At 38.1% G+C, this 12,247-nt stretch carries 12 protein-coding genes; all 12 read right to left on the bottom strand.

Annotated elements, in window-relative coordinates:
• Positions 1 to 34: 34 nt before the first annotated feature.
• On the bottom strand, positions 35 to 2,104 hold the full coding sequence (locus J2Z82_RS14125) for a heavy metal translocating P-type ATPase (protein WP_209481421.1): 2,070 nt from the start codon (positions 2,102 to 2,104) through the stop codon (positions 35 to 37).
• A gap of 291 nt (positions 2,105 to 2,395) precedes the next feature.
• Positions 2,396 to 2,641: a hypothetical protein gene (locus J2Z82_RS14120; RefSeq protein WP_209481420.1), complete on the bottom strand. Its 246-nt coding sequence runs from the start codon at positions 2,639 to 2,641 to the stop codon at positions 2,396 to 2,398.
• A 90-nt stretch (positions 2,642 to 2,731) separates the two neighbouring features.
• On the bottom strand, positions 2,732 to 3,400 hold the full coding sequence (locus J2Z82_RS14115; RefSeq protein ID WP_209481419.1) for a response regulator transcription factor: 669 nt from the start codon (positions 3,398 to 3,400) through the stop codon (positions 2,732 to 2,734).
• Complete coding sequence (locus J2Z82_RS14110) at positions 3,393 to 4,781, bottom strand: sensor histidine kinase (protein WP_209481418.1); 1,389 nt, start codon at positions 4,779 to 4,781, stop codon at positions 3,393 to 3,395. The genes J2Z82_RS14115 and J2Z82_RS14110 overlap by 8 nt, the downstream gene beginning before the upstream one ends.
• 48 nt (positions 4,782 to 4,829) lie before the next feature.
• Complete coding sequence (locus J2Z82_RS14105; RefSeq protein WP_209481417.1) at positions 4,830 to 5,735, bottom strand: F510_1955 family glycosylhydrolase; 906 nt, start codon at positions 5,733 to 5,735, stop codon at positions 4,830 to 4,832.
• A 39-nt stretch (positions 5,736 to 5,774) separates the two neighbouring features.
• The gene (locus J2Z82_RS14100; protein ID WP_245251719.1) at positions 5,775 to 6,383 is read right to left on the bottom strand and encodes a class I SAM-dependent methyltransferase; all 609 of its coding nucleotides are present in this window, start codon (positions 6,381 to 6,383) and stop codon (positions 5,775 to 5,777) included.
• Positions 6,384 to 6,388: 5 nt separating this feature from the next.
• On the bottom strand, positions 6,389 to 6,607 hold the full coding sequence (locus J2Z82_RS14095; RefSeq protein WP_209481415.1) for an SHOCT domain-containing protein: 219 nt from the start codon (positions 6,605 to 6,607) through the stop codon (positions 6,389 to 6,391).
• Between the two features lie 291 nt (positions 6,608 to 6,898).
• The gene (locus J2Z82_RS14090; protein WP_209481414.1) at positions 6,899 to 7,171 is read right to left on the bottom strand and encodes a hypothetical protein; all 273 of its coding nucleotides are present in this window, start codon (positions 7,169 to 7,171) and stop codon (positions 6,899 to 6,901) included.
• A gap of 678 nt (positions 7,172 to 7,849) precedes the next feature.
• Positions 7,850 to 8,416: an NADPH-dependent FMN reductase gene (locus tag J2Z82_RS14085; RefSeq protein ID WP_209481413.1), complete on the bottom strand. Its 567-nt coding sequence runs from the start codon at positions 8,414 to 8,416 to the stop codon at positions 7,850 to 7,852.
• A gap of 11 nt (positions 8,417 to 8,427) precedes the next feature.
• Positions 8,428 to 9,486, bottom strand: coding sequence for an LLM class flavin-dependent oxidoreductase (locus J2Z82_RS14080; protein ID WP_209481412.1), 1,059 nt, complete (start codon positions 9,484 to 9,486; stop codon positions 8,428 to 8,430).
• Between the two features lie 381 nt (positions 9,487 to 9,867).
• Positions 9,868 to 11,445, bottom strand: coding sequence for a BCCT family transporter (locus J2Z82_RS14075; protein ID WP_209481411.1), 1,578 nt, complete (start codon positions 11,443 to 11,445; stop codon positions 9,868 to 9,870).
• Between the two features lie 503 nt (positions 11,446 to 11,948).
• Entirely contained in the window at positions 11,949 to 12,161 is a 213-nt protein-coding gene (locus J2Z82_RS14070; RefSeq protein WP_245251727.1) for a hypothetical protein, read from the bottom strand.
• Positions 12,162 to 12,247 lie beyond the last annotated feature (86 nt).

The following is a 12,247-nucleotide window of genomic DNA, read 5'->3' as shown; positions in this document are numbered from 1 at the left end:
TTTTTTACTATGCAGTAGGAAAGTATAGGGGGTTCTACGCTTTTAATAATTTAGCGTTAATCGCAACGATTATCGTGCTCAAACTCATTAATACCGCCCCAACTGCCGGACTCAATATAATGCCTATTGGTGCCAGAATACCAGCTGCCAATGGAATGGCAAAAATATTATAGCCTGCAGCCCACCATAAGTTTTGTACCATTTTCTGATACGTTTTTTTCGATAAATTCATTAAAGAAACAACGTCTTTTGGATTGCTTTTCACAAGTACAACATCAGCTGTTTCCATTGCTACATCGGTTCCTGCGCCAATTGCAATACCTAAGTCAGCTGTTGCCAGTGCAGGTGCATCGTTAACACCATCACCAGTCATGGCTACCTTCCAGCCTTTTTCTTTAATTTTTTTCACTTGATTTGCTTTATCATCAGGCAACACTTCTGCATATACCTCATCGATACCCAATTGCTTAGCGACCCAGTCAGCCACTTTTTGATTGTCGCCAGTCAGCATAATGGAATGGATGCCGTTTTCTTTTAAAGATGCAACTGCTTCTTTTGCTGTTTCGCGTACAATATCAGCAAGTGCAATCATTCCAATCAATTTATCTTCAACGAGTACAAATACAACCGTTTTTCCGTCTTCGGACATTTGATTGAATGTTTCATGATCATATTCCATATTCTGCTGATCGACGTACCCAGGACTGACAACATTCACTTTTTTCCCATCTACTTTTCCTTCAATACCTTTTCCGGTAATCGATTCAAAGTCACTTATTTTTTTCAGCGTCAGTTCCTTCTCTTTTGCCTCATTCACAATACCTTCCGCAAGAGGATGCTCGGAATTTTGCTCCAGACTTGCAGCCCAAACTAATATATCTTCTTTTTTTATTTCAGCAGAAGGGACAATATCTGTTACACCAAACTCTCCTTTTGTCAATGTGCCAGTTTTATCAAAAACAACTGCATTTAGATTCCGTGCACCTTCGAAATTGGCACGATTACGAATTAACAGACCCTGTTTTGCTGAAAGGGATGTGGAAACTGCTACAACAAGTGGTGCCGCAAGTCCCAGTGCATGTGGACATGTAATGACCATAACCGTTACCATGCGTTCCAGTGCAATAACAAAAGAATATCCTAAAATAAGCCAAATAAATAAGGTAATGAACCCAGACGCTAATGCAATATAAAATAACCATTTAGCTGCTCTATCCGTGAAGTCCTGTGTCCGCGAGCGCGATGCTTGTGCCTCTCTAACCAGTTCTATCACTTGCGATAAATAGGAATCATCACCCGTTTTCTCTACTTGAATTGTTAGGGATCCCTCATTGTTAACCGATCCCCCTATTACTTCATCACCTTTATATTTCTCAACTGGAACAGACTCACCGGTGAGCATGGATTCATCTACGGCGGATTTGCCATCAAGAATTTTCCCATCTACTGGAATTTTTTCACCAGGTTTAACGAGTACTCTATCTTCATTTTGTAAATCAGATATTGCTACATCTTCTATATTATCCTTCTCATCCAATTTATGCGCTTCACTTGGCATTAGTTTAACAAGTTCTTCTAACGCATTTGATGCTCCCATTACGGATCGCATCTCAATCCAATGACCAAGCAGCATAATATCAATCAGCGTGGCCAGCTCCCAGAAGAAGTCTTTTCCTTCCCAGCCAAAAACAGTAAGTGAACTATACCCATAGGCAACCACTATCGCTAGTCCGATCAATGTCATCATGCCCGGGTTTTTATCCTTCAGCTCACTAATACCACCAGTAATAAATGGCCAGCCACCGTAGAAAAATACGAATGTCGAAAGTGCGAACAGGATGTATTGATCAGCCGGGAATCCCCAATCAACACCAATAAAACCCTGGATCATTGGAGACAAAATTAGAATAGGGATTGTTACAATAAGGGATATATAAAACCTTTTTTTGAAATCATTGACCATATCACCATGATCATGATGACCATGACCGCCGTGATCATGATGATTATGTTCATCGTGTTGGTGTTGTTCATGATGTTCATGATTCTGATGTTCATGTTGTTTGTGATCATTTTCAATAGACTTGCCATCTTTTTGTTTCATACATGGACCTCCTTACATTTACTTACTATATTTATTATCTGCTTGGTACTATACCCCTATACAGTATTTTTAAATCATTACTTCCATTAATTATCTTAAACAACATAGCATTCGTTCTTAAGCTTTCCTGATTGTTAGAAAACTAAGGATTATCGCTAAGCCTTTATATAGATAAGCCTTAGTTGCACTTATGCAGTAAGAAAGGATTTATACTTTCTTATCTGCCTAAAAAAATAGAACCATCTCTAAGAAAGATAGTTCCATTCATGTCGTTAGCTAATATAATTAACACTAAAATTGGTTATCCATGTGTCGGTCAGGAAATTCATTACCATTGGAACCATGACAGTCTTGATACATTTGCTCCATCTCTTGTTGGTCCATGTTTGGGTGCATATCCTTCATAAAAGGAACCATATCTTCAAAACTCCACCCATTTTCACCACCGTTATCGGCAGCACCATGTGCGAAAACAACATTACCTATACCTAGTGTCACAAAAGCAGCCAATGCAATTGCCAAAAGTTTCTTTTTCATTATGTGTTCCTCCCTTCATTCACTACTATAAAGAAGAGGTTTCAAGAACTTATCAAGAAAATGTTACAACATAATGAACATTTACGACTGCTAGTTTATCCACTTATAACCAACCCCCCAAACAGTTTTAAAGTGATCATCAACCGGAAATCCTGCTTGTCTGATTTTCTCTCGCATATTCCGTACATGTGAATCAACCGTTCTTCCTTCCGTATTTGTATCAAATCCCCAAATCAAATCAATTAGCTGCTCCCTGGAAAAAACTTGATTCGGCTTTTTCAAGAGGTGACCAACCATAGTAAACTCCTTAGGGGTTACTTTAATAGGCTGGTTCTTATAAGAAAGCTCATACCTTTCCTCGTCCCATAACAGTCCATTCGTTTCTATGCGATTCGCTGGAGTTCTTCTTCGTAACAAAGCTTCCATTCTGGCCAACAATTCATTTTCATCAATAGGTTTTGCGATATAATCATCTGCACCTAACTTTAAACCTTTAACAATATCTTCTTTTTGGTCACGAGCTGTTACCATAATGATAGGCACATCAGATATACTTCTTATTTCCTGACAGAGCTCCCACCCATCCATTTCAGGCATCATAATATCAAGTAAGACAATATCAAAGTCTTCCTCTTCTAAAAATAGTAATGCTTCATTAGCCCCTTGTGCTTTTTTACACGTATAATCATGTGGTCTTAAGTACAATGCTAATAAATCTAACATACGCTTTTCGTCATCAATTATAAGAACACTATTCATCGTTGCCACCTCTAATTAATCTTATGATAACGCTGGTACCTTCGCCTAGTTCACTTTTAATTTCTAACTGGCCACCGTGTGCTTCTATTATTTCCTTGGCAATAGTTAGTCCTAATCCTGATCCACCGCTTTCCCTTGACCTTGATTTTTCTACCCGGTATAAGCGATCGTATATATACGGCAAATCTTTCTCAGGTATGCCTTCTCCTTCATCGGTAATGGTTATGATAACTTCTGCTGCTATTTGACTGACTTCAAGTTGAACATTAGTGCCTTCAGAAGAATGTTTTTTTGCATTATCGAGAATATTTACAAGAACTTGTTCAAATCTTTCAGGATCAACAAAGGCAACTATATTTTCAGGACAGTTTATCGAAAAGGCAATATCTTTTTCAGCAAAAGCAGGCTTAATCCGATCAGCTATAGAATGAATAAGTTCACACAAAGAGACTTCTTCACGCTGAATTGCGAATCTGTTCCTGTCCATCTTAGCTAATTCAAATAAATTCTTAATCAGTATCGATAAGTGCTCTGACTCTTCACGAATAATCGTGGTATATTCTTTCACTTCAGATTCAGTTATGTCTTGGCGATTAATAATATCAGCATATCCCTTTATATAGGTTAAAGGAGTTCTAAGTTCGTGTGAAATGCTGGCTAAAAACTCATTTCTGGCAGTTTTTAGCTGGTCAAGCTCATTTGCTAGTTTTGTAATAGACTCAGCCAATTCTCCTAACTCGTCCTTTCGATCGGTATGTAATTCAACTTTATTTCTTCCCAAGCCTAATTGCTCTGTTGCTTCCTTCATTTTAATAACTGGATGCGTGATAAACCTGGACAAAATAAAGATAGTGATAATCGTTAAGCCGATTGTCAGTAGAGCAATTACAATAAACTGATTGCTAAGCTGATTAACATTTTTCTTTACATCAGCCGTGTCTGCAAACATAAAGACATGGCCTCTTTGCTCCCCATCAATAATCACAGGACTTTCAGCAGCAATATATTGTTTATCATCCCAACGGTCTTCAACAACTCGTCCTTCCGTTTGGTCTGAGTTGTAATTAATGGCTTCAAGCACTGGCCACATTTCCTGCTGAATAGTATCAGAATGATTGATTACATTACCTGATTCATCTGTAATAACAACAACAAAATCAGAAGCTGATTCCATTATCCCAACATGTTCCAGGGTTGATTCGTCAAAATTCAACTGCAGTACCTCGCTATGTGTATTGGCACGTGCTAATAAATTATCTAGGACATCATCGATTCGTTCATTCGCTATATTTGTGTATAATATAAAAAATAAAAGCGATTCAATAATTAAAATAAATACGAAAAATAGAAATCCAATTTTAAATGAAAGTTTAGTAAACATAAATTACCTCTTTTATTTCTAAATATAGATCACCGATTTCTTGTAACGCTATTTTACCTTTCCATTTTCCAAAATCTGCAACCACGTTTTAGCTGAATCCTCAGATATATAAGCATTTCCTTTTGTAGTATAAATAGCTAACTCTTTATTATTTTGTTGATTTCCAGCAATATATACAGGCCCATCTTCCGTTAACTCTGGAAGATTAATTGTCACTTGCTCGCCAGTTTTGATGTTAAATTTAGCAAGGGATGGTGCAGAATCATAGGTTGCATAAAACAAATTTTCCTCATTAAAATAAACAGCTGTCCCCTGTACACCTTCTGTTATCATCTTAAAATTCTTTCCTCTGTCACTGGACAGATAAATACCAGTAGTTGTTGCTGCTGCTAAATAGTCAGAGTCAGACGGATGAATAGCTAATGCAAATACCTCACCTTCTATACCTGAACCAACTAAACTTTCCCACGACTCTCCATTATCAGAACTTATATAAAAACCTGCTCCCAGCTTAGAGTTTTCCTTGTGATTTTTTAAAAAGATATCATGGCTAGTATAAGCTACAGCCATTTCATGAAAGTCTGTTTCACCTACAAAATCGATACTTTTTAAAGTTTCTCCACCATCAAAGCTACGCTGAATACCTAGCGGGTTCGGTAAGTCTGAATCTTTACCAGGATGTCCTGATGTGTAAAAACCTTGATCAACTGGATTAAATCCCATATAATCGTTAAAATTCTTCGTCGTTTCAAACCATTCACCATCCCGATAAATTTTCAGGCCAGTATGAGATGCAAAATATAATCCGCCATCATTTCCAGCATACCCCATTCCATGAACATGCTCTAAACTCCCATCATACGACTCTTCAAATGCTTGATCGTCATTACTGTTACATCCAGTTATTAAAATACCCGTTAAAATTATAATAAGAAATACTAACTTTTTTATCATTTGGTACTACCTCCATTTAGTTATGGTAATGTGCAGCGTTTATTTATCAGGAGTCAATACCAGCTTCCTCATAATAGATGTCATTAAATAGTTTTGCTCCTCAACTGTTAAGCCAGCCTTTTCTATGTTTTCGATCGTTTTACGATTAACATTAGCACCTACAATTCTTACTGTTAGCGGGTTCACAGCATCAAGTATTCTGGCTGCAAACGGATGCTCACTCCGCATATGCTCAAGCATTACTATCTTACCGTTAGGTTTCACTACACGGCGAATTTCTTTAAATCCGGCAACCGGGTCAGGAACTGAACAAAAAACACATGTTGAAACAACAACGTCAAACATATTATCAGGGAAATCCATTTGTTGTGCATCCATCTCTTTTAATCTAATAGCAGCTTCAGTTTTATCTATTTTGCCATACGCCTTTGCCAGCATTTTGGGACTAAAGTCAATTCCGGTGACATTTGCATTTGAAGGATAGTATGGAAGGTTGGACCCTGTACCCACCCCAACTTCCAAAATATCTCCGTCCAAATTACCAAGTAACTCCTCACGCCATGATGACCGAATCATATGATCCATCACATCGAAAACAGATGATATTCTATCATACCTTTTCTTAATGATATCTGTATGACGGTTCATGCTCATCACCCTCTTTCATCTCGTTCTAGTACGGATTTTAACTGTTCATACTCTGCTTCACTTATTTCTCCTTTTGCCAAACGCTCCTTTAAAATCTGTAATGGTGTTCTCTTGCGACCACCATTAAGATAATTTGTTATTAGAAGAATTCCTAAAATAAATAATCCAATCCAAAATATGATCATTACCCATCCAAAAAAACCATAACCATTCATCATGTGCATCGCATAACCACCTCCTAGGTTGTCTCAGTATATCTCAAAATTATCAAGAAAGTATGCAAATTTGCTAAGAGGTCTTATGTTTTACTATCTTTTTATCTTAATTCCAATTATTTCAAACTCCTGCAATAAACTCAATTTTTTAGTTGTATTTTGAATTGCTTGGGCCCTTAATTGCACGAATACAGCTGAGTTAATTTCATAAAACAATAATAAAGCAGTTTATGAAATTGGCTTAACTGCAAAATAAAAGCGCCTTCCTTCATTAAGGATAAGCGCTTGACCTAAAAAGCTTTATAAAACATCACTGTTATTTTGCTGTGCTTCCTGCACTTGCTGACGCGTATCATGCAGCTGTTCATATGCTTGCTGAAATTGCGGATTTTCTGTCGCTTCAGTCCCCGCCTGCTGAGCCTTCTGTAATACCTTTTCTGCTTGCTGTAACTGGTTGAGAGCTTGCTCTAACAATTGGGGATCTGATCCTTGCGCAAGCCTTGCAGCCTCTTGAGCATCCTGTATCTGATGACTCGCTTGCTGTAACTGTTGATGTAGATTCTGCTGTACCATAAAAGCAACCTCCATTTGTTTTATTAATCGATAAAATTCATCTATATTATTCCTTAGATTGGATGTTTTATGCTATTAAAGAAACAGTCTGGGACATAACTAAAACTTTTAACTTTAAAGATGAATAATAACAGGAAAGGTTTTTTAATCGTTCATTTTCAATGGTTTGAACGAATACGTAGTTGATATAAACTGCGAACTAGTTGGGTGCAGTAAACCGCTCCGGAAATACACTTCGCTTTCCGTGGGCGGCTGATGAGCCTCCTTGCTCCTACGTCGCTGCGTAGTCTCATCTAGGCCTCAGCTCCCACAGGAGTCTACGTGTATTTCCTCCGCTGGGTATTGCTCTCTAGAACATAAAAAACAAGATTTTATACCACTTAACTAGCAGTTGGAATATGCGAGACTCCTGTGGGACAGCGATCCTAAGAGACCCCACAGGGAGCGTTCTTTGCGAGCGAGGAGGCTCGTGGTGAGCCCACGGAAAGCGAGTATATTCCAGCTGTGTCGTTAGGAAGCTTCACTAAATGCTTCCAATAGGACTCCCTTAGTTGGTTCGCAGTTTATATCTAATCAGCACAAAATAATCCGAACTAATTCAAATTCTAATTCATGAATTTGAATCATAGTTCGGATTTTAAACTTTTGTCCCGGCCACTTCTAATTGCATTTATTCTTCTAAAAGTCGTATTCCGCTTCTTTTGCTTCACGAATACTCGTATATGTTTCTGTTAATACGACTGTATCCTCAACTAATCGATCAATGCGGAATAACACATCATCATTGGTGATTTCTTTTCGATAGAAATCCTCTTCTTCGATAAATACATACGTCTGCACGATTTGTGCTTTCATATAACCTAAAATAGGCTTTAATTGGTTTTCTGCAATCAAGTAATGCTTTGGCGAACCTGCTGTCACCAGCATACTGACAACTTTGTCTAGAAATGCGCTTACAGGAAGTAAATCAAATATATTCTTTAATGTGGCTGGTATGGATGCCTGAAAAATTGGTGTACCAATAATTATTGCATCTGCTTCCATCAATGTTTGTGTGATATATTTTGTATCGCCCTCATATTCCAAATAATTGCGTCCATCACTAAACTGAACATTATATTCTGCTAAATCAATTAATGTTGCTTCTACATTCGGATATTTTTCAGCGAGTGCTTTCATTGTGTAATCCATAGCTGTTCTAGTTTTTGAACCAACTATTGAACCAGATAACCCAACAATCTTCATATTCATCCCCCCTATTTTTTTGCAGTATATTTTTTAATGGCTGGTAAAATTTCTGTACCAATCAGCTCAATATTTTTCATTAACCGATCGAAGGGAACACCACCAAAATCGATTTGCGCAATATAACGCTGGTGACCAAATACTTCATGCTGATAGAGAATTTTTTCAATGATTTCTTGGGGACTGCCGATGTTCATGACATTATGTGGATCAACCCCCTGTGCAAAGTGCTGCTTAGGAAATCCTTGTCCGTTCGTTCTCTTCATCCCTTCATTGATATGAGGATACATATCTTTTAATGCTTGCTGGGAAGTCTCTGCTGCATAGAAAAAACCAGCAGTCGCAACCGGGAGTTCAGCTGGATCAAATCCGCTACGCTGCGCAGCATGACGGTAGGCATCAACAGCTCGTTTAAATGCAGTGACCGGCCCCCCTAAATGAGCTAAGAACATCCCAACTCCAGCATTACCAGCTTTTCTGGCACTGGCAGGTGAACCACCAACAGCTCGCCAAATTGGCATTGATCCATTTTGCGGACGCGGAATAACCCTAGCGTCCTTTAATGGCGGTCGATATTCCCCACTCCAATTGACAACTTCCTCTTCATTCAGTTTCAGCAGTAAATCAAACTTTTCTTCATATAATTCCTCGTAATCACGGAGGCTATAGCCTAACAAATCAAAGTTTCCTACTCTGGATGCACGGCCAGCGATAATCTCCGCACGACCCTTTGAAATCAAATCGATTGTTGCAAAATCCTCATATACACGTACAGGGTCTAATGTACTGATAATCGTTGAAGAACTGGATATTTTTATATTCTCTGTTGCCTGGGCAATAGCTGATAATACAACAGAATGTGCCTGCGTTGCAAAGTAATCCTGATGACTTTCACCAACACTAAAAAAATCTATACCTGCCTGATCAGCAAGCTTTGCATATTCAATAATTTCATTAACACGTTGTCCAGCAGATATTCTCTCTCCTGTTAAAGGGTCTGGTAAATGGTCACCTAATGTATATATACCAAGCTCCATTCCCTTAATTTGATCAATACGATAATTTTGCATTATTTTCCTACCTTTCCTAATTGCCTTTAGAGGAAGAAATATTTCTTCTGCAAAGTGCTTAAGGTTTTCTATTTGGGCTGTTTATAACCAGCGTAAACACTAGATAAACTCAAAGGTTGTTCACTTCTGTTTTGAAACAAAGTTATTTTTCATAAGTACAATTATTTCAAACTACGTAAATTTAATCAATTACTTAGTCTGATCATAAGTAAAAAATGCGCCAGGTGGAAATTCCGCCCGAGGAAAGCTGAAAACTGAATGATCGCTATGAAAACTGAATAGTGGCTACTTTTTCACCATTTACCTCAAAACTCATCAAAAAAAGCAGCCCAATTAAGGGTACAAAACGCTTGTACTCCGAAACCGAACTGCTAACACTCTTTATTTATTCTGCTGCATAGATTTATCTTTCCTCACATTATTTAACCATGCCTTGTCCTCATCCATCATTTTCTTAGCGGCGTATATTGTCAGGAATTGTATCACGATAATTGGTATTCCCATTAGACCCGAAAGTACTTCCAATGGAGCTAAGCCACCAATCCGCATTAGGATCAAAGCAATCACAGTTATGATTGCAGCAACAATTATTCGTAAACTCCTTGAAGGCTCTGCTTTACTCATGTTTTCTGTGCCCGTATACGATGCAATCGTGTACGTTGTCGAATCCAGAGTCGTAGTCAGGAAAATGGTAGCCACAATAATAAACACTGTAATAGCAATAGTTGAAAGTGGCAATGAAGCCAATATTTGTGGTATAGCTGCCATAGAATCCTCCTTTACTGTTTCCAATACAGGAACAGCCCCGGTCAGATACCTGTGTACGCCAAGACCTCCAAGTACACCTGTTGCCACCCAAGATATGAGTGTTGGCGCAAGTAAGTAGGTTAATATCATTTCTTTTATTGTCCTGCCCCGGGATATCTTTGCAGCAAATACACTGTGTAACATTGCCCACGTTGCACTATAAGCAAACCAAAACACGGTATAGCTTTCAATATGTGAGCTGCCTTCCATATCCAGAGAGTTGGTGTAAAGCGACATATTAACATAGTTAGATAATAAAAATCGAACACTGTCTGTAAAATAATTAAGAATTAATATTCCAGGTCCTGCTATAATCACAAATAAAGCAAACGCTCCAGCAAGATACATATTAAAGGTACTCAGTCGTTTAATACCTCTTTCTATTCCTAAATAAGCACTCAGCGAGAATAAGAATACCCAGATAATTGTCACGCCAAGCGTTAAACCAAACGATAGCTCTATATTAAATAAACTTGATAAGTTATAGGTAACAATCGGCGCACCAAGTCCTAAGGTAACAGCTGCACCCGCTAGGATACTGACAAGAAAGATTACATCCAGCACTTTTCCACCAACACCATCAGTAAACTTGTCGCCAAAGATAGTACGACATGCTTCGGATATTCGCATAAATGGTTTTTTGCGAACATGCAGGATATAGGCCATTGCAGGTGCTGCCATGACAAAGATGGCAAATACTTGAAAACTCCATAGAAACATACTGTACGAATTTCCCCACATTAATGCTTCTGTTGTCCCAGCACCCACACCAGCAGGCGGGTCATTTGCAACAGATGCCCATTGAATCATTCCAGTCCGCATAATCGTTGATCCAAGACCCATGGCAATTAAAATCGAGGAATACTCGAACAATGTGAACCTGGGTTTCTCTGTCGGATCACCTAAAACAACATTGCCATACTTAGAAAATGACAAATATAAGGCTGCAATTACTAATATAATTGCATACCAGATATATCCCCATGTGAACACTTCCACAATCTTTTCAAAAATGCTATTCAGCAGATTCAATGATTTCGTCTCATACATCGAAAAAGGTATAGTAATTAAGATAACAATAAGTAAAGATGGTGCAAAAATTCGATAGTCTATTAATTTTCTTTTGCTTGATCCTTTACTCTTTTTATCCATTTTGAATCCTCCAATTACAATAATTTCTGCAGTGAACGATGATAGAACTAATATCTCCTATCAACAGCATAATTATTTATTACCACGTGAATATTGAAATAAACTTAAAGATATTTAGAAGAACATTTTTAGAAAACTAGGCATTCGTTAAAGGGATTCTTATGAAAGCGTATTTTGCTTTCTTAGAACCCCTTATACTCTGGAGTGCAAGCCTTTGGGCGAATTGCCTTAGTTGCACTTATGCAGTAAGAAAGTAGTTATACTTTCTTAACTGCCCATAAAAAAAGCACCTATCCTTTTACAGATAAGCACCCGGGCCATAAGGGGCAAGAATCAATACGAGATTATAATATATTAAATCAAATGATATTGACGTTTTACCCAGAAACGGAGTACAACAAACAAGACTGCTCGCGAGAAGTCGTAAACTGTTAGATGAGAAATCTATTATTCAGGGTGGATATCAGACAAGGAGCTTTTTGCCCTCTTGTCTGACCACTAAATTAAGGAGAATCTTCCAATGAGGCTTTAGCTCCCATATTTTTCTTCTTTTTATTAAATCCTTTGTCAAGTTGCCCGGCATTTTCAATATCTCCAGACATTTCATAACCTTCAACCTCTACATTGCCAGTGGTTCCATACAACCCCATACCACCAAGCTCGGTAGTTACATTTTCCTTTGTTTTCTTCTTCTTTTCGTCAGCCAACTTTTTCACCTCCATTACTCCTAACTTTCCCAGTGAAAAAGATGTTATCCTGCTATTACCTGGAATGTTGGACAGACGTCCGTCCTGCATAAAGT

The sequence above is a fragment of the Virgibacillus litoralis genome, assembly GCF_017873675.1.
GTDB classification, from domain to species: domain Bacteria; phylum Bacillota; class Bacilli; order Bacillales; family Amphibacillaceae; genus Lentibacillus; species Lentibacillus litoralis.
This window is presented reverse-complemented; position numbering and strand designations above follow the sequence as displayed.